This window comes from Sporofaciens sp. St.21A7 (assembly GCF_059728535.1).
Window position 1 is genome coordinate 1,424,364 of the sequence record NZ_BAAGFN010000001.1, and the last position, 19,271, is coordinate 1,443,634.

Genomic DNA, 19,271 nt, shown 5'->3' on the forward strand with positions numbered 1-19,271 from the left:
CAAGAAAAAGTTCGTGAAGGAAATGAAAGCCAGATTTACAAAAAGAAGTTAGAAAACTAAATGAGTGTTCACGGAGGAAACATATGGGCGGGTTTGTCACATTAGAAGATGTAAAAAAGAGATACCGCATGGGCGAGGTGGAGATCATGGCGGCGGACGGGATTGATTTCCAAATCAATCAGGGAGAGTTCGCCGTGGTAGTGGGACCAAGCGGTGCAGGAAAGACGACGGTCTTGAATATTCTGGGCGGCATGGATACGGCGTCAGAGGGAAGGGTAATCGTGGACGGGCAGGATATCACTTCCTACTCCCAGAAGCAGCTCACGGCTTACCGCCGGGACGATATCGGATTCGTATTCCAGTTCTACAACCTGATTCCGAACCTGACTGCACTGGAGAATGTAGAACTGGCTCTCCAAATCTGCAAAGACCCCATGGATGCAAGGGAAGTGTTGGAGGAAGTGGGGCTTGGAGCGCGTCTCAATAATTTCCCGGCGCAGTTATCCGGCGGGGAACAGCAGCGGGTGTCCATTGCAAGGGCGTTGGCGAAGAACCCAAAGATCCTGCTGTGCGACGAGCCGACAGGAGCGTTAGATTATAACACGGGAAAGTCCATCCTGAAACTTTTGCAGGATACGTGTCGGATCAAGGGTATGACAGTCATTCTCATTACCCACAATTCGGCGATCGCGCCGATGGCCGACCGTGTAATCAAGATCAAGAACGGACGGGTGGCGGACATTTTGAGGAATCCGTACCCGGTATCGGTAGAAACTATAGAGTGGTAGGGTATGCAGATGAAGAGGACGAATCAGACGACGAAAAAGAGAAAGAAGGCAACCAGGAAAGATTTCTATATGGAAATCCGGAAGAGCCCGGGGAGGTTTTTATCGATTCTGTTCATTGTTGCTCTTGGAGTCGCATTTTTTTCGGGAATCCGTGCCTCAGAGCCGGACATGAGACTGAGCGGGGATTCTTATTTTGACGAGGCGGAGTTGATGGACATCAAGGCAATCTGTACCTACGGCGTTACGGAGAGAGACGTGCGCGCCATGGAGAAAGCAGATGGAATCGCAAGGGCAGAAGGGGCGTACAGCGCGGATTTCCTCTATAGCGCCAAGGAAGAGCAGCAGGTACTCCATGTCATGTCATTGCAGGAGAAGATGAACCGGGTGACAGTGAGCAAGGGACGGCTTCCCGAGAAAACAGGGGAGTGCCTTGCGGACGATAATTCGGAGTTCAAGATTGGGGATAAGATTGAACTGAAGTCAGGGACAGACGATGAGATTTCCGATACATTAAAGACGGATACCTTTGAGGTGGTGGGGCTTGGGAACAGCCCGTGCTATCTGTCCTACGGAAGAGGCAGCTCGACGGTGGGGGACGGGAGCATTCAGGCATTTCTTGTTGTGCCGGAAAATACCTTTGATATGGATGTGTTTACCGAGGTCTATCTGCAGGTAGAAGGTGCAAAGGCTCTGCTTGCATTTACCGACGCATACGACGACCGGATTGAGGAGATTCTTGCACAGGTGGAGGAACTTACGGACGAGCGCGCCCTGGTCCGTAAAGACAGCCTGAAAGACGAGGCAAATGAGAAACTTGCCGAGGCGAAAGAGGAGCTGGAAGAAGGAAAGGAAGAGGCGGAAAAGGAGCTTGCGGATGCGGCGGAGAAGATAGCGGACGCAGAAAAGCAGCTTGCGGATGCCAGGGTGCAGATTGAGGACGGCAGGAAGCAGATAGCGGATGCGAAATCCACCCTGAACTCCAAGCAGAAGGAACTGGATTCGGCCAGAGCCGAGTACCGGTCAGGGCTTGCACAGTTAAATGACGGCAAGGCGGCATATGAGCAGGGGCTTGCACAGTATGAGGCGGCAAGGCCGGATGCGGAGGCACAGATAGCGGCAGGAAGGCAGCAGTTAGAGGGCCTGCAGGCGCAGATCGGGGCGGACGAGCAGAGTTATCAGACCGTACTCGATCAGATTGGAGCCATAAAAGCGCAGATTGAACAGATGCAGGCACAAGCCAGAAGGACGGGAATACGGAAGGCAGCCGGGGCGCAGCCGGAAGTTGTCCGGACGAGTGTACAGGATAGTTTCAGGAACGGAGATGTTTCAGGCGGTATAGGCGAGGGCGGCTCTTTAGACGGCAATGCCCCAGAAGATTCCGGGGATGTAAACGTTCCGGGAGATTCGGAGGGAGACGATAATCCGGGAGGCCCCGAGATCGAAATTCCTGCCGAGCTTTTGCAGCAGCTTGCAGAGTTGGAGAAAACGGCCCAGATGCTTACAATGAAGATTGAAGGCCAGCGTCAGGCATATGAGTCGGGAGCTGCCGAACTTACCGCAAGCCAGAAGCAGTTAGACGATACGGCAGCGCAGCTTGCCGTCACCAAGGCACAGCTTTCGGCGGCAGAATCCGAACTTGCGTCCGTACCTGCACAGCTATCATCCGGACAGAAGCAGATTAATGCGGGATGGGGAGAGATAAAGGAGCAGGAAGCAAAACTTGCCGACGGCGAGGCAGAAATCCTATCCAATGAAGCAAAACTTGCCGACGCTAAGCAGGAATATGAGGACGGCAAGGTCAAGGCCGAGGAAGAGATTGCCGAAGGAGAAGAAAAGATTGCCGAGGCGGAAGCGGATATTGCGGATATCGGCTTGCCTAAGTGGTATGTGTATGACCGAAGCACTTTGATAGAGTACAGCGGATTCGGAGAAAATGCGGAGCGTCTCGGAGCAATCGGGCGGGTGTTCCCGGTACTCTTCTTCCTTGTGGCAGCGCTCATCAGCCTGACCAGCATGACGCGCATGGTGGAGGAACAGCGCACATCCATCGGGACGATGAAAGCCCTTGGTTACGGCAAAGCGGCCATTGCGTCTAAATATATCGGCTATGCGCTGTTAGCTACGGCGGGAGGGAGCATTTTAGGCGTCCTGATTGGGGAGAAGATTCTTCCATATATTATTGTTTACGCATACGGGATATTATACCAGCATTTACCGCGGATTCTCGTGCCTTATGACTGGGGGTATGCGGTGATGGCGTCCGGGGCTGCGGTGTTCTGCACCATATTTGCTACGGTCATGGCCTGCTACCGGGAACTGGATGCACAGCCTGCAGTATTGATGCGTCCGCCCACCCCAAAGAATGGACGGCGGGTGTTCTTGGAACGTATCGGTATCATCTGGAGGCATCTTAATTTTACGTGGAAATCCACCATACGGAATTTGATGCGGTATAAGAAGCGTTTCTTCATGACCGTATTTGGAATCGGCGGGTGTATGGCGCTGATGCTGGTAGGATTCGGGCTGAAAGATTCCTGCTATGAGATTGCCGAGCTTCAATTTGCCGAGATTCAGTTCTATGACGGAAGCATTTATCTGGAAGAGGATATTACGAAGGAGCAGCAGGAAGAGCTGAAAGAGGCCTTGGAGGATGAAGGGCAGGTGGCCCGGTTTATGGATGCGGATATGCAGAATATCACGCTGGTAAACGGAAAGAAGGAGCGGGCGGCTTATGCATGTGTGTTCGGTACGGTGGAGGACATCCCCAAGTTCGTTGATTTCCATGACCGGAAGACGAAAGAACGGTACGAACTGTCAGACGACGGCGTAATCGTCAGCGAGAAGACGGCAAAGCTTTTAGAGGCAAAAAAGGGTGATACCATCGAGATTAAGGATGAAGAAAACGGCAATAAGAAGGTAAAGATTACGCAGATTTGCGAAAACTATATGGGGCATTACATATATTTTACGCCGGGCTGTTATGAAAATGTATACGGCCAGGAGCCGGAGTATAACAGTATCTTGTTCACGATGGCGGACTCGGCTACCAATACGGAGATGGAGAAGGTCGGAAGGGATATCCTGAAAAAGGACGGCGCGCTGAGCGTCAGCTATACCCATGATATCGAGAAGCAGTTAGACGATATGTTAAGGAGCCTGAACCTGGTCATTGTTGTCTTGATTATTTCGGCAGGGATGCTGGCGTTCGTGGTGCTTTATAACCTGAATACTGTCAATATTGCAGAGCGTAAGCGGGAATTGGCGACACTGAAAGTTTTAGGATTTTACAATACGGAAGTGGCAGAATATGTGTACCGGGAGAATATCCTGCTGACCTTCCTTGGGGCAGTCGTAGGAGTTGTGCTTGGGAAGTTTTTGCACCTTTTCATTATTGAGACGGTGGAGGTGGATTCAGCGATGTTCGGCAGGAATATCAATCTGCCGAGTTTTATCTATAGTCTGGCTCTTACGGTGGCATTTTCACTGATGATTAACGGAGTGATGTATTTTAAGCTCAAGAAGATAGATATGGTGGAGTCGTTGAAGAGTATTGAGTAGACCCATCTCTTTTATATTACAATAGAGACCAGTACAGGAGAAGGTGAGCGTTGTGAAAGGAAAAAAGAAGAAGCTCCCCATAGGAGTAGAATTTTTCAGAACCTTTAAAGAACAGGATTTTTACTATGTAGATAAGACAGGATTTATCCGTGACCTGCTGGAAGCAAGAGGTATTGTCAATCTCTTTACACGTCCGAGACGATTTGGCAAAAGCCTCAATATGGATATGCTCAAGACATTTTTTGAGATCGGTACGGATTCGTCGCTGTTCGACGGACTTGACATAGCGAAAGAAAAAAAATTATGCGAACAATACATGGGAAAATATCCGGTCATCACACTGAGTTTTAAAGATGTGGAAGGGGAGAATTTTACAGAAGCAACGGACATGCTGTGCGAAATTATCAGTGAAGAAGCGGGGCGCTTTGTCTGGCTCATGGACAGCCCACATATTTCCGAATATGATAAGTGCAAATTAGACGATATTTTGTCGAACCATTTTGAAACGAAGTCAAGTATATGCGTGAGCCTGAAATTACTTTCCAAGCTCCTCAGTACCCATTATGGAAAGCAGGTAGTGATCCTGCTGGACGAGTATGATGTGCCTCTGGACAAAGCCTATCAGTATGGATATTATCCACAGATGGTGCAGATGATGCGTCTGCTGTTCAGTCATACGTTGAAGACAAATCATAATATATTCTTGGCAGTTATTACGGGATGCCTTAGGATTGCGAAAGAGAGTATCTTTACAGGGCTTAATAATTTTAAGGTACGGACGATTTCAGACGTAGATTACGGGGAATATTTTGGCTTTACGGATAAGGAAGTCATAGAGATGCTTCGATATTATGGGATAGAGGAGACGTTTGAACGTATCAAAGAGTGGTATGATGGTTATCATTTCGGAAATGTGGACGTATATTGTCCGTGGGATGTAATCAATCAGTGTGATAAGCTCAGGGAGGATATCCATGCCCCGATGGAGGCGCATTGGGAGAACAGCAGCAGTAATGCTATCATACAGGATATACTTGAAAATGCCTCGGCAACCGTGAGGAATCAGATTGAGGCTTTGATTTCCGGGGAGTATATAGAGAAAGCTTTAATACCGGAATTGACATATACGGATCTTGGGAGTGAGGATCTTGAGACCCGCCAGACTTATCTGTGGAGCGTCCTGTTTACCACGGGATATCTTACAGAAACCGGAAGACCGGAAAATGGGCTTCATAAGCTGGTCATACCCAACCGGGAGGTCCGTGGAATCTATGAAAAGAAAATTAATTCATGGTTCAGAGTCAAGGTCATAGGAAATACAAAGAGATGGAAGGAATTCTGTAAAGCTATAAAGAGCGGTGATGCACAAGGAGTACAGCGGATATTTAGTGAGATCATGTCAGAGTCGATCAGTATTCGGGATACTGCCGTTAAAAAGGAAATGAAAGAAAACTTCTACCATGGTATGCTGTTAGGTCTTTTGCAGGCAGAAGGCGGTTGGAGCGTCAAATCGAATTCAGAGTCTGGAACCGGATATACGGATATATGTATTGAGATTCCACATGAGAAGATTGGCTGTGTCATAGAAGTGAAGTATGCAGAAAACGCACGTTATGCTGCTGCTTGTAAGGAAGCAATGAAGCAGATCGATAACGGCGGTTACACAGAGATCCTTAGGACGAGTGGGATGAAAGTGATTCACAAGTATGGAATCGCCTGTTATAAGAAGTCTTGCGAGATTGCATATGACATGGAGAAAGATGAGTGAAGGAAAGGAGGGCGCGGCGGATGGCGAAGGTATTTAACACGGTCGGTTGTTGTGAACCGGAATTAAACTATATGGTAGATTTGACCGGCCGTCTGACAGAGATTAAGGGCATGGTAGATGCCGGGCTGTATTTTACGATGAACAGGGCGCGTCAGTTTGGGAAAACAACGATATTGACAGCGCTTGCTGAATACCTGAAGAAAGATTATGAGACAGTCTACATGGATTTTCAGACGATGAGTTCATTAGCGTTTGAAAGTGAACAGTCATTTGTTGCGGCTTTTTCCGAAGAATTACTGGATTTGACTGAGAATTTGCCAGATGATATTGAAAAGAAACTTGCTTCATTTGCCGGGCAGACAGATGGTACAAGTTCCCTCCAGACACTTTTTAAAGCGTTGAAAAAATGGTGTGCTAAGGCGGAGAGGAAGATTGTCCTGATTATCGATGAAGTGGACGCAGCCTCGAACGACCAGGTATTTGTAGATTTCCTTGCACAGCTCCGTGCATATTATCTGAGGAGAAGAAAGTTCCCGGCATTTCAATCAGTGATTCTGGCCGGAGTTTACGATGTGCGCAGTGTCAGACGGAAAATAAGACCTGACGGGGAACACATCGAAAACAGCCCATGGAATATTGCCGCCAGATTTGATATAGATATGAGTTTTTCCTCAGATGATATTGCCGGTATGTTAAGGGAATATGAAAAGGATTATCACACTGGTATGGATATCACACTGATATCGGGAATGATTTACGCAATGACGTCCGGGTATCCGTATCTGGTATCCGGGATGTGTAAATATCTAGATGAAGAGATCGCGGGGACAGAAAAATTTAAGGATAAAAAAAGCGCCTGGACAAAGGAAGGGGTCTGTGAAGCTGAAAGAATGCTGGTGAAAGAAGACAACACTCTTTATCAGTCAATGATAAGAAAACTGAAACTCTATCCAAAGCTTCGGACCGTATTATATGAATTGCTTTTTACCGGCAGGCCGATTCCCTATACTGCAACAAATGATTATATGAAAGATGCGGTTATGTTTGGTTTTATCAGAAATGAGAAGGATACGGCAGTAGTCTTTAACCAGATCTTTGAATCGGTACTTTATAATTATTTCATCGCAGAAGAATTTTCCTCTAGTGAGTTTTATAAAGCAGGGGTGCAGGAGAAGAATCAATTCATTGTCGGAGGACATCTGGATGTCAGGAAGGTGCTTGAAAAATTTGTAGAAACTTTTGATTATTTATATGGGGATCAGGATGTTACTTTTTATGAAGATGTAGGGAGACGATATTTCCTTTTGTTTCTCAAGCCGATTATTAATGGTGTAGGGAACTATAGTGTAGAGTCGCGTACCAGAAATAATGAACGCATGGATCTGGTGCTGTACTATCGGGGAGAACAGTCGGTAATTGAGATTAAGATCTGGCGGGGCAATGCATATAATGAGCGTGGAGAAGAACAGCTGTCAGATTATCTTGATTATTTCCATCTAAAGAAAGGATATATGCTCAGTTTTAATTTCAATAAAAAGAAAGAAATTGGCGTAAAAGAGATTAGGGTAAGAGATAAAATCTTGATTGAGGCTGTGGTGTGATATTTATTTTTTATGCTTGCTCTGATAGAAGAAAAGTGCGCAGGGCTGCTGAAGGAAGGGAAAATTGAAATGCAAATCTGAAAAACAAAAGGAATTTGAGAAGAATGAATTGGAAATGAATGAAACACCTCAGACTCTATTATAAATACTCATTTAAAACTAAAAAATGATTCCAGATATCTCTTACCGGAATGCGGTCAGGTATTTTGGATTTGATTTAGAATGCCCCATTTTATAGAAATTTTATATTTTTAAGAAATTTGTTAGCACTCATTCGGAAAGAGTGCTAATTTTCTATTGACTTTTAAAATCACTCGTATTATCATATCATTTAGGCGAAGGACATCTGGTTTTCGTTTTTTAAGTTCCGGCACGCCCGCAAGACGTAAGACAGGTTCGGCGGGTTGATGGACTTCGTTCATAACGTATGTATAACATTTTGAAAATATTAAAAAATGAGGTAGGAGTGATAAGTATGGCAGCAAAGAAAGGAAATTTGTCAATCAGCAGTGAGAATATTTTCCCAATTATTAAGAAGTGGGTATATTCCGATCACGACATTTTCGCGCGTGAGATGGTATCCAATGGATGTGACGCAATCACAAAGTTAAAGAAATTGGATATGATGGGAGAATACCAGTTGCCGGACGACTACAAGCCGTCCATCAAGGTAGAGGTGAACCCGGAAGAGAAGACCTTGAAATTCACGGACAACGGTCTGGGGATGACCGCCGAGGAAGTGGAAGAGTACATCACCCAGATTGCATTTTCCGGCGCGACAGAATTTCTTGAGAAATACAAAGACAAGACTACGGAAGACGATATGATTGGTCATTTCGGCCTGGGATTCTATTCTGCGTTCATGGTAGCAGACGAGGTGCATATCGATACACTTTCTTATAAAGAAGGCGCAACCCCGGTACACTGGGTCAGCGACGGCGGCACAGAGTACGAGATGGACGAGGGGAATAAAGAAGGCGTAGGAACCGAGATTACACTGTTCCTGAACGATGACAGTGTAGAATTCTCCAACGAGTACCGCGTCAGGGAAGTCATTGAGAAATACTGTTCCTTCATGCCGGTAGAGATTTTCCTGTCCAAGGCGAATGCAGAGCTGGAGTATGAGACCATCGACGAGGCAGACCTGAAAGAGGACGACGTTGTGGTCGAGCATATCCACGAAGAAGCCAAGATGGAAGAGAAAGAGAATGAAGACGGCGAAAAAGAAATGGTCGAGGTGGAGCCGGCGAAGGAGAAGGTCAAGATTGAGAAGCGTCCGGTCTCATTGAGCGATATCCATCCGCTGTGGACCAAGCACCCCAACGATTGCTCCGACGAGGACTATCAGGAGTTCTACCGCAAGGTATTCTTAGACTACAAGGAGCCGCTGTTCTGGATTCACCTGAACATGGATTATCCTTTCAACCTGAAAGGAATCCTGTATTTCCCGAGAATCAATACCGAGTATGATTCTATTGAGGGAACGATTAAGTTATATAATAATCAGGTATTCATTGCAGACAATATCAAAGAAGTTATTCCGGAGTTCCTGATGGTATTAAAGGGAGTTATCGACTGTCCGGATCTGCCGCTGAACGTTTCAAGAAGCGCGCTCCAGAACGACGGGTTCGTCAATAAGATTGCCGATTACATTTCCAAGAAGGTTGCAGATAAGCTTTCCGGAATGTGCAAGACGAAGAGAGAGGACTACGAGAAATATTGGGACGATATCAGCCCGTTCATCAAGTTCGGCTGCTTGAAAGACGAGAAGTTCTGCGACAAGATGAAGGAAGTCATCCTGTTTAAGAATATTGACGGGAAATACCTGACCTTGAAGGATTGTATCGAGGAGAACGGCGGCGAGGTCGTTGAGGCCAATGAGAAGAAGGATGAGGCGTCCGAGGGTGAGAATGAGGACGAGAACAAGGTAGAGGAGATTAAGACCACTATCTACTATGTGACGGATGAGATTCAGCAGAGCCAGTACATCAATATGTTCCGGAATCAGGGACAGGATGCCGTAATCATGAACCATAACATTGATTCCCCTTTCATCACACAGTTAGAGCAGAAGAATCCGAATATCCGTTTCCAGAGGATTGACGCCGACGTTACGGATAACGTGAAGGAAGAGGTGGCGGAAGAAGAGAAGGAAGCATTCAAGGCAACGTCCGACAGCCTGATTGAGATTTTCCGCAAGGAGCTTGGCAACGACAAGTTGGATGTGAAGATTGAGAAGCTGAAAGATGAGAAGGTCGCATCCATGATTACATTGTCCGAGCAGAACCGCCGTATGCAGGAGATGATGAAGATGTACGGCATGGGCAATATGGGCGGCATGGATATGGGCGGAGAGAGCACGCTGATTCTGAATGCGAACCACCCGCTGGTGAAGTTCGTGGTAGAGAATAAGGAGAATGAGAATGTGTCCATTATCTGTAAACAGCTTTACGATTTGGCGATGCTGGCACATAAGCCGCTGAATCCGGAAGAGATGACGGCATTTGTACAGAGGAGCAATGAGGTCATGATGCTGTTGACAAAGTAGGCGACGTGACATTCAAATAATTGTGTTATCTTGCAGAGGTCATTATAATGATTAATATGGGAATTGAAGAAAGATATGGAAACGGGATTGCGCCAAAACGCAATCCCGTTTCTGGAATATATCTTATTGCTTTTTCAGCCGGAACTTCGATACCAGTTCATTCAGCATACTAGCCTGGCCGGACAACTCCTCACTGGCAGAGGCGCTCTTCTCAGCGGTAGACAGGTTAGACTGTACCACATCGGAAATCTGTGCGATTCCCCGTGTCACTTCCTCCGTTGCCTCTGCCTGCTGAGCAGAATATTCCGCAATTCCTTGAATCAGCTTGCTCACCTCTTCCGCCTGTTCTACAACCTCCATCATAGAAGCTGCCGTATCCTCAGCCATGCTGGAACCTTCGACAACGGCTTCCACCGTCTGGTCAATCAGGGTGGTGGTATTCTTCGCCGCCTCAGAGGACTTGCTGGCAAGGTTACGGACTTCATCTGCGACTACTGCAAATCCTTTTCCTGCCGTACCTGCCCGGGCCGCTTCCACAGCCGCGTTCAGCGCAAGGATATTGGTCTGGAATGCGATGTCTTCTATGGTCTTGATGATGCTGTGAATCTCCGTTGACTTATCGCTGATCTTCTGTATCGCCGAATTCATATGCTGCATCTTCTCGTTGCTTTCAAGGATACGCGTCTTAACATTCCTCGATATCTGGCTTGCCTGTTTCGCGCCCTGTGCGGTCTTCTGGATTCCATCGGAAACCGCAGAAATATGGGATGCAAGAGATTCCACGGCGTCAGTCTGCTGGGAGGAACCCAGCGATAATGTCTGTGCCCCGTCGGAAACGTACTCGGAACCAGTCGCCACTTGGCCGGCCGCCACATTGATCTGTCCCAGCGTCTCGTTGAGAGACCAGGAAATTCGCTCTAAGGAGTCCTTAATCTTTGCAAATTCTCCCAGATATTCATGGGTAAGGGTAAATGCAAGATTACCCTCGGAGATTTCCTGTAATTTTTCGGATATCTCGTTAATATAGTCCACATAATCCCTGAGACGTACTACAGTCTTGCCGAAATTGGCCGCCAGCTCTCCAAGTTCGTCATTGGAAGTGTGCCGGATGGACTGCTCCAAATCGCCTTCTGCGATCCTTGATGCGACATTATTCAGTTCGGCTACCGGTTTCCCGATAATGTTCCTTACAAGAATGATAATCAGCACAATCATGATTAAGACTGCAAACGCGGCTACCGACGTCATAATGCCTGTCAAGGTATCCAAATCAGCAAGCACTTCGTCTCTGGAAACATAAGATACCGCCATCCAGTCACAGTTCGGCACAGTCTTCAATTCTATGTACATATCGTCATTGTAAAGGCTCAGCCCGGTAGCATTCTCCTGTATCTTCTTGGCAGCGTAGGCATACATATCGCCGGTGAATTCCGTTATGGATCGTCCGTTCATCTCCGTATCCGGATGGCCGATGATAGTTCCGGTCCTGGTATCTACAAGGAAAATCCCGCCCGTCTTTTCCAGCCGGATATCGGCTACGATATCGGATATGGAAGTCAGGTATACGTCCGCTGCCGCAACGCCCTTCACTTCTCCGGCGGCGGTCTTCAATACGCCGGACGCGCCTACAACATAGGACTGGCTGTCTTCGTCAAAGTACGCGTCGCCTAAAATGAAGTCTTCGGATGCCAACCCGTCCTTATACCACGATTTCTCAAGGGCATTGTATTCTGGACCAGGTACGAAGGATGCATGGTATAGAGAGCCGTCCGTCAGCGCCACATAGATTCCCGCCGGATATGCGCTGTTCTGGTTGGCCGTATGCTTAATGTATTCTACCATGCGCGGAACGTCCATATCTTCATATTGAATCGTATCCCGCTGGGTCTCCAGAGTCGCCAATATTCCGCTCATCCACGAGTTCACCTCCTGGATTGCCTTATCCGTAGTCTCTTCCAGCAGCTTCTCGCTCTTTGCCAGCAGAGCATCGGATACGCGGCTGCGGACGATCAGCAATAGTGCGCCGACCATAATTACGATGGTGACGACGATTGCAATGACCAGTTTCCCTGTAATGCCCCATCTGCGCATCGCGGATCTGGACGCCGGCCTGTCTTCAGTTCTTCTCTTACCTCTCATGTTCTTATCTCCTTTTACGATTAACTAACAAAAAGTATATGTAAATTATAAATGATTTATAAAAAAAATACAATGTCTCTGTTAAAAATATGTCTATTTTTCCCGGTCAATTTCCGCTCTTTTGAAAAATCCTTCCACATAGGCGTCCCATTCTTTCTCAAGAGATTTATCCATGGTGAATGTCCGCATGGAAATTCCGGTGATACATTGCAGGACGGCGCCGTCGTAATGGAAATTCAGGTACAGCCCCGTGATGTCTTCCGGGGAAAATGTACGTATCTGATGTCCGTCCAGAAAATCCCCGAAGTGCTCCGGCGCAAGGGAGAGGACAATCTTAAAATGAAGCGGCGTCCGTTTCCCTTTGATGAGGCTGAAACACAAGTCCCGGACTTCTCTCCAGTAGGAATAATCCCGCGCAGGCTTTTCATCGAAAAAGTCTTTGTGCAGGAACCCGTCCAAAGTAAATTTGTTAAAGGTAGTGATTTCCCCTTCGATGAACGAAAATTTATCGAAGGTGTCCCTAAGTAAGAGGTGGGACATACAGGATTTTGCTGATAATGTGAACATATTCATATAAAAAACTCCTTTGCTGATTGTTAAAATCGTAGTTATTTATGATATAGTATAGCATATATTTGACTTTTACAGGGAAAAACAGTACAATACGGGATATAAATAGTGGCTTTAAGGAGAACGTATCTTGCGTGAGTAGAGGACAAGAGAAGACGAAGAAGAAAAGTGAAGAACGAGACGTCGTCCTGCGCCTGGCTGTCGCGGCAATGATTATCTGGATGGTCATCGGGGGCGTCGTGTTCGCGGTGGGCGTCATGAATCCCAGAGAAGACCCGAGAAAAGGGCTCGCGAAGCTTGAGCGGATGGAAGAAGCGGATACGGCGGCGATTGACGCGCAGATTCAGGAGCTTGAGGAGGCGGAGCGGGCGGCGGACGAGGCATGGGCGAACCGGTCTGTCAGCGAGAAATTTGCCAATTCCTATGTGCTTGGGGATTCCATTGCCCAGGGATTGTATGAGAACCAGGCGCTTGATAAGTCCTTTGTTACGGCGGAACGGGATACCGGCGTGTGCGAGACAGAGGTTAGCATGATTAAGAATCATGTTTCAAGGGCGATTGAAGTGGGTCCGCAAGTGTTGTTCCTTGCCTATGGGCTGAACGACATTAAGGCGGCGTCCGGGGATGCAGAAATATTTGGGGCCGCATACCGGCGCGTGCTTGACGAACTGAAAGAGAAGCTGCCGGATACGAAGATTTACGTCAACAGTATCCTGCCGGTTAAGCAGGAGGTCATAGAAGAGGATGAACTGTATGGGAATATTCCTGCGTATAACAGGAAACTCATGGAATTATGTGAGGAAGAAGGCGTGACTTTTATTGATAATGAAAGTCTGATTAAAGATGAATATTATACCGAGGACGGAATCCATCTGGCATCGGATTACTATGGGGAATGGGTGAATCACATGGCGGAGGCGGCAGAGCTGTAATGGTAGCGGGTTTATTTGACAGTGTTGTATTTTTATTTACATTCTTACCGGTTGTATTGTTTCTGTATTATCTGATGCCGGGGCAGTTGAAGAACGCTCTGTTGCTCTTGGCAAGCCTTGTGTTCTATGCATGGGGGGAGCCTGTGGCTGTTTTCCTGATGGTTGGGATGGCGCTTTTTACTTATGCCTGCGGGCTTAGGTTGGCAGGAGTCTTGAAGAATCGGAGGCGTGCCAGGGTTGTTATGCGTTTTTGCGTGGGAATCAATCTGGGGGTTCTCGTCTTCTTTCTATATGGAAGGACGGTTCTTGCGGGGCTTCAAGCTGTCTTGCCTGTTGACATTCCCTTTCAGGGGTTTGCGATGCCCATGGGGATGTCTTTCTATACACTTCAGATGTTATCGTATATCCTGGATGTTTACCGGGGGAATGCAAAGGTGCAGAAGAATCCGGCTGACCTTGTCCTGTATGTGTCTATGTTCTTAAAGATGCCGGGCGGTCCGGTAGTGCGGTATGCAGAGATGGAAAAGCAGCTTGGGGCAAGGCAGATGACGCCGGGCAAGGTCGGGGAAGGGGCGATGTATTTTATCCGCGGGCTTGCCAAGAAGGTATTGTTCGCAGATAATATAGGAATTCTCCACGCCGAGGTCATGGCGATGGGAGCAGGAGAGATGTCTGTGCTCAGCGCATGGCTTGGATGTCTGGCGTTCGCGCTCCAAATATATTATAATTTGAGCGGATATACGGACATGGCGTTAGGACTGGGAAAAATGACAGGCTTCGAGCTGCCTGGGAATTTCGAGTATCCTTATGGGGCGGGAAGTACGACGGAATTCTGGTATAAATGGCATATGTCCCTTGGGGCGTGGTTCCGGGAATACGTGTACCATCCCCTGGGCGGGGGCGATGTCGAGGAATCAAAGCAGGTGAGGAATATCCTGCTGATTTGGCTGCTCGTAGGCCTGTTTCATGGCCTTTCCGGGAATTATATTGTATGGGGGCTGTACTGCGGCCTTTTGATGGTGGCGGAGAAGCTGTTTCTGTGGAGGATGTTAGATGAGATGCCAGGGTTTCTCGGGCATATTTACAGCATCGTGATGGTGATGATTGGCTGGGTATTCTTTTTTAATCCCAGAGCGAGCGATGGATTCACCTATCTGGGAACTATGTTCGCAGTGGGAGCGTCGGGCCTTGCGGATGACAGGGGGATGTACCTGTTAGTCACGAATGCTGCCCTTCTTGCCGTTATGCTGATAGGGCTTCTTCCGTTTGTACATAAAGGGTACGTTAGTGTGATGGACAGAGGCGCAAGAGGAATGGCGATGATAAATTGTGTCATATATGGGGTAATGTTCGTGCTGTGCGTGGCATATATCGTATGTTGAGCGGCTTGCATTACGGTGTGCCCTTGGGCATACCTTACTGGGCGAAGCCCACCCGCCTCATAGGGGCATGCATTACGGGACGCCCGGAGGGTATATTTTAGGAGAATATATGAAGCAGAGAAAACAAAAGGATTTTAAGCAGGGAAGAGCATACAGGAGAAAGACGGCGGCGCTGCTGTTTTTTGGGATGTTAGTACTGATTTCCTTATTAGAACTGATTCCACTTGAGCAGGAGTTCTCCGAGAAGGAGAACCGTCCCCTTGCCACACGTCCGAAGCTGTCGCTGGAACATGTGGCTGACGGTTCTTTCATGGCACAGTATGAGGAGTTCCGCCAGGATCAGTTCCTCGTCCGCAATCTGTGGGTGTCCATGAAGAACCAGATGGACCTGCTGATTGGAAAACGGGAGTCTGGCGGTGTATTCAAGGGCAGGGATGCATATCTTCTGGAGGCGGTGGCAGCGGCAGACCAGGAGAAGATAGACGCGAACTTAAACGCCATGGAGGCATTCAAGGCGCGGTATGAGAAGGTTCCTATATATCTTGCGTTAGCCCCCAATGCCGCGAATATCTTATCGGATAAACTTCCCCGTTTTGCCGTGACAGAGGACCAGAATGCAATCTTCCGCTCCATCTGGCAGAATCTGGGGGAAGGCGTTACATGGGTAGATTTGAGCAAGACCCTTTCGTCCCACAAGAAAGAAGAAATCTATTATCACACAGATTCCCATTGGACAACCCTCGGCGCATATTATGCCAGCCAGCAGCTTGTGGAGTCTATGGGGCTTGACGGTGCGAAGACGCCGAAATGGGAGAAGTATGCGGTCACGAATATATTTACGGGCGACCTGTCGTTAAAGAGCGGATACCAGAGCGGATATCAGGAGTCCATCTACATCTATGGACCTGAAAATGAGAAGGAGATGCCTCAGATTGTGGCAGATTTCGGGGAGGGAAAGGTCTCTACCCTGTACGACCGCACGAAATTAAAGGAGCGGGATGCCTATGGCCTGTTCCTTGGCGGGAACTACGGGGTGGGCAATATCCGCACCACGGCGGATACCACAGACCGTCTGCTGTTGGTGAAGGATTCTTATGCGAACTGTCTGATTCCCTTCCTTGTGCCCTATTTCCGGGAGATTATCGTGGTGGACCCGGAGTACTATGAGGGGAATCTGGATGAGATTATGGAAGAAAATAAGATTTCCAGCGTATTATTTTTATATAGTGGAAATACTTTTGTACAGGACGGAAAGATAAGCGGAGTGTTGCAGGATGAGCAGGCTGAATAAATATCTGAGCGATGCGGGCGTGTGTTCCCGCAGGGAGGCAGACCGCCTGATTGAGAGCGGGCGTGTCACGGTAGACGGAAAGCGGGCGGTTCCCGGCATGAAAGTGGAGCCGTCTCAGGAGGTACGAATCGGAAAGAAGCTCGTCGGGGGAAGACGGGAGAGAATTGTGCTGGCTGTGAATAAGCCGGTGGGAATCATTTGCACAGAAGAGAGAAGAGAGCGCAAGAGCATTGTCCGGTTCCTGAATTATCCGGAGCGGATTACTTATGCAGGGCGTCTGGATAAGGACTCGGAAGGACTTTTGCTTATGACCAACGACGGAGACTTGATTAACGGGATGATGCGGGCGAGATACGGGCATGAGAAGGAGTATAAGGTGACAGTGGATAAGCCTGTAACGGAGGAATTTCTCCGGCAGATGGAAAAAGGAGTCCGAATCCGGGATCCGGAGAAAGGGCTTGACGCCCTGACAAGGCCCTGCAGGACGGAAATGGTGGGAAAGTATACCTTTTCCATTGTGCTGACCCAAGGACTGAACCGGCAGATACGCAGGATGTGCGAGTCGCTGGGCTACCGGGTGAAGCGGCTTATCCGGACTCGGGTCATGAATATTGAGCTTGGCGGCTTAAAGCCGGGGGCAGTCAGAAAATTAACAGAGCAGGAGTTAAAGGAGCTATATGAGCGAATCGAAGAAAGCCAGAATGTTAGAGTTAGTGGAGAAGCTAAATGACGCGGGACGCGCATATTATCAGGAATCCAGGGAAATCATGAGCAACCGGGAGTATGACGCGCTGTACGATGAACTGAAAGGGCTTGAGGGGGAACTTGGGATTACATTTGCCAACAGCCCAACTGTGAACGTGGGATATGAGGTATTGAGCGAGCTGCCTAAGGAACGACATGAAAGCCCCATGCTTTCGTTGGATAAGACCAAGGAGGTCGAGGAACTGAAAAAATTTCTCGGCGAACAGAAGGCGCTGCTGTCATGGAAGCTGGACGGCCTTACCATTGTGCTGACTTACCGGGGCGGGGAGCTTTTTAAGGCTGTCACCCGGGGAAACGGCGAGGTGGGCGAGGTGATTACGAATAATGCAAGGGTGTTCAGTAACATCCCTCTTAAAATTGCCTATCAGGGGGAATTGATACTGCGGGGCGAGGCGGTGATCGGATACCGGGATTTTGAGCGGATTAATTCTGAAATTGAGGATGTGGATGCGAAATATAAGAATCCCCGGAATCTGTGCAGCGGTTCGGTGCGCCAGTTGAATAACGAAATTACGGCGAAACGGAACGTAAGGTTCTACGCATTTTCTCTGGTGCAGGCAGAGAATGTGGATTTCCATAATTCCAGGGCCTGCCAGATGGAGTGGCTCATGGAGCAGGGCTTTGAGGTAGTAGAGTTCCATGCGGTGACAAAGGATACGGTGGAAGCCGAAGTTATTAAATTTTCAGAAAAAATTGCAGAGAATGATTTCCCGTCGGATGGTCTTGTGTTAATATATAATGATATAGCGTATGGGCAGTCCCTTGGGCGGACATCTAAGTTCCCAAGGGATTCCTATGCGTTCAAATGGGCGGATGAGCTTAAAGAGACGACCCTTACGGAGATTGAGTGGAGCCCGTCAAGGACAGGGCTTATTAACCCTGTGGCAATTTTTGAGCCTGTGGAGCTTGAGGGAACGACGGTCAGCCGCGCCAGCGTCCATAATATCAGCATCATGGAGGAATTAGAGCTTGGCGTTGGGGATAAGATTGAGGTGTATAAGGCGAACATGATTATACCCCAGATTGCAAAGAATTTGACCAGAAGCGGCGTGAAGGATATTCCCCACAGGTGCCCGGTGTGCCAGGGGGCGACGGAAGTACGGCAGGTGGCCAATGCGAAGGCTTTATACTGTACGAACCCAGAGTGTCAGGCGAAGCATGTCAAGTCATTTGCCCTGTTCGTAAGCAGGGATGCGCTGAATATCGAAGGACTTTCGGAGGCGACCTTGGAGAAATTCATTTCCTTGGGATATATCCGGGAGTTTGCGGATATTTTTCATCTGGACCGGTATCAGGAGGAAATCCAATCACTGGAAGGGTTTGGCGAGAAGTCTTACCGGAATCTGGTGGGTAATGCCGAGAAGGCGCGGACAACGACGCTGCCCAGAGTAATCTATGCGCTGGGAATCGCCAATATCGGACTTGCCAATGCGAAGGTCATCTGTAAGGAATTCCGATATGATGTGGAGAAGATGCTTGGCGCTACGGAGGAAGAGTTAAATGAGATTCCGGGTGTGGGCGGGGTGATTGCGAAGGCGTTCGTGGATTATTTTGCATCAGAGAAGCATGTGAGGCAGTTCCGGGATTTGCTGGAGGAACTGGTGATTCCCAAAGAGACGGCAGAGGAGACGAAACAGATATTTGCAGGGGTGAATTTCGTGATTACCGGCAGTGTGGAGCATTTCGCCAACCGGGGAGAGGTGAAGGAATTGATTGAGAGCCTTGGGGGAAAGGTGACGGGGTCAGTGACTTCTAAGACGAATTATTTGATTAATAATGACGCGGCGTCTACGTCGTCTAAAAATAAGAAGGCAAATGAATTGGGGATTCCGATTATTTCGGAGGAGAGATTCCTTGAGATGGTACGGGAAGGGTAGAGGGATTGCCTGTATAAGCAGGATTCTTGATTGGAAAGACATAAGATTAAGT

General features: G+C 48.1%; 12 protein-coding genes. 10 read left to right on the plus strand and 2 right to left on the minus strand.

The window, feature by feature from the left end:
• The first annotated feature begins 83 nt into the window (after positions 1 to 83).
• From AC6I3O_RS07170 to htpG, 5 genes are all read left to right on the plus strand, one after another.
• A complete protein-coding gene (locus tag AC6I3O_RS07170; protein WP_497850267.1) occupies positions 84 to 788 on the plus strand; it encodes an ABC transporter ATP-binding protein in 705 nt (234 codons plus the stop codon).
• Positions 789 to 797: 9 nt separating this feature from the next.
• Positions 798 to 4,346 carry an ABC transporter permease gene (locus tag AC6I3O_RS07175; RefSeq protein WP_497850268.1) on the plus strand — a complete coding sequence of 1,183 codons (3,549 nt, stop codon included), beginning with the start codon at positions 798 to 800 and terminating at the stop codon, positions 4,344 to 4,346.
• A gap of 52 nt (positions 4,347 to 4,398) precedes the next feature.
• Positions 4,399 to 6,114 carry an AAA family ATPase gene (locus AC6I3O_RS07180; protein ID WP_497850269.1) on the plus strand — a complete coding sequence of 572 codons (1,716 nt, stop codon included), beginning with the start codon at positions 4,399 to 4,401 and terminating at the stop codon, positions 6,112 to 6,114.
• 20 nt (positions 6,115 to 6,134) lie between these two features.
• Complete coding sequence (locus AC6I3O_RS07185) at positions 6,135 to 7,715, plus strand: ATP-binding protein (protein WP_497850270.1); 1,581 nt, start codon at positions 6,135 to 6,137, stop codon at positions 7,713 to 7,715.
• A gap of 475 nt (positions 7,716 to 8,190) precedes the next feature.
• A complete protein-coding gene (htpG, locus tag AC6I3O_RS07190; protein WP_497850271.1) occupies positions 8,191 to 10,263 on the plus strand; it encodes a molecular chaperone HtpG in 2,073 nt (690 codons plus the stop codon).
• 123 nt (positions 10,264 to 10,386) lie between these two features.
• Here htpG and AC6I3O_RS07195 read toward each other — a convergent pair whose 3' ends face one another.
• Both AC6I3O_RS07195 and AC6I3O_RS07200 read right to left on the minus strand, forming a co-directional pair.
• Positions 10,387 to 12,402: a methyl-accepting chemotaxis protein gene (locus AC6I3O_RS07195; RefSeq protein ID WP_497850272.1), complete on the minus strand. Its 2,016-nt coding sequence runs from the start codon at positions 12,400 to 12,402 to the stop codon at positions 10,387 to 10,389.
• Between the two features lie 93 nt (positions 12,403 to 12,495).
• Entirely contained in the window at positions 12,496 to 12,975 is a 480-nt protein-coding gene (locus tag AC6I3O_RS07200; RefSeq protein WP_497850273.1) for a DUF5721 family protein, read from the minus strand.
• 131 nt (positions 12,976 to 13,106) lie between these two features.
• On the opposite strand from AC6I3O_RS07200, the gene AC6I3O_RS07205 reads away from it, so the two are divergent.
• From AC6I3O_RS07205 to ligA, 5 genes are all read left to right on the plus strand, one after another.
• The gene (locus AC6I3O_RS07205; protein WP_497850274.1) at positions 13,107 to 13,904 is read left to right on the plus strand and encodes a GDSL-type esterase/lipase family protein; all 798 of its coding nucleotides are present in this window, start codon (positions 13,107 to 13,109) and stop codon (positions 13,902 to 13,904) included.
• Positions 13,904 to 15,286, plus strand: coding sequence for an MBOAT family O-acyltransferase (locus AC6I3O_RS07210; RefSeq protein ID WP_497850275.1), 1,383 nt, complete (start codon positions 13,904 to 13,906; stop codon positions 15,284 to 15,286). The genes AC6I3O_RS07205 and AC6I3O_RS07210 overlap by 1 nt, the downstream gene beginning before the upstream one ends.
• A gap of 109 nt (positions 15,287 to 15,395) precedes the next feature.
• On the plus strand, positions 15,396 to 16,577 hold the full coding sequence (locus AC6I3O_RS07215; protein ID WP_497850276.1) for a DHHW family protein: 1,182 nt from the start codon (positions 15,396 to 15,398) through the stop codon (positions 16,575 to 16,577).
• A complete protein-coding gene (locus tag AC6I3O_RS07220; protein ID WP_497850277.1) occupies positions 16,561 to 17,307 on the plus strand; it encodes a pseudouridine synthase in 747 nt (248 codons plus the stop codon). Before AC6I3O_RS07215 ends, AC6I3O_RS07220 begins: the two co-directional genes overlap by 17 nt.
• A complete protein-coding gene (gene ligA / locus AC6I3O_RS07225; protein ID WP_497850278.1) occupies positions 17,255 to 19,219 on the plus strand; it encodes an NAD-dependent DNA ligase LigA in 1,965 nt (654 codons plus the stop codon). The genes AC6I3O_RS07220 and ligA overlap by 53 nt, the downstream gene beginning before the upstream one ends.
• The last annotated feature ends 52 nt before the right edge of the window (positions 19,220 to 19,271 follow it).

Excerpts from the sequence above, each read along its gene's own strand:
- AC6I3O_RS07170 (WP_497850267.1), top strand. The coding sequence starts at position 84 with ATGGGCGGGTTTGTCACATTAGAAGATGTAAAAAAGAGATACCGCATG.
- AC6I3O_RS07185 (WP_497850270.1), top strand. The coding sequence starts at position 6,135 with ATGGCGAAGGTATTTAACACGGTCGGTTGTTGTGAACCGGAATTAAAC.
- AC6I3O_RS07215 (WP_497850276.1), top strand. The coding sequence starts at position 15,396 with ATGAAGCAGAGAAAACAAAAGGATTTTAAGCAGGGAAGAGCATACAGG.
- AC6I3O_RS07200 (WP_497850273.1), bottom strand. The coding sequence starts at position 12,975 with ATGAATATGTTCACATTATCAGCAAAATCCTGTATGTCCCACCTCTTA.
- AC6I3O_RS07195 (WP_497850272.1), bottom strand. The coding sequence starts at position 12,402 with ATGAGAGGTAAGAGAAGAACTGAAGACAGGCCGGCGTCCAGATCCGCG.
- AC6I3O_RS07220 (WP_497850277.1), top strand. The coding sequence starts at position 16,561 with ATGAGCAGGCTGAATAAATATCTGAGCGATGCGGGCGTGTGTTCCCGC.
- htpG (WP_497850271.1), top strand. The coding sequence starts at position 8,191 with ATGGCAGCAAAGAAAGGAAATTTGTCAATCAGCAGTGAGAATATTTTC.
- AC6I3O_RS07210 (WP_497850275.1), top strand. The coding sequence starts at position 13,904 with ATGGTAGCGGGTTTATTTGACAGTGTTGTATTTTTATTTACATTCTTA.
- ligA (WP_497850278.1), top strand. The coding sequence starts at position 17,255 with ATGAGCGAATCGAAGAAAGCCAGAATGTTAGAGTTAGTGGAGAAGCTA.
- AC6I3O_RS07175 (WP_497850268.1), top strand. The coding sequence starts at position 798 with ATGAAGAGGACGAATCAGACGACGAAAAAGAGAAAGAAGGCAACCAGG.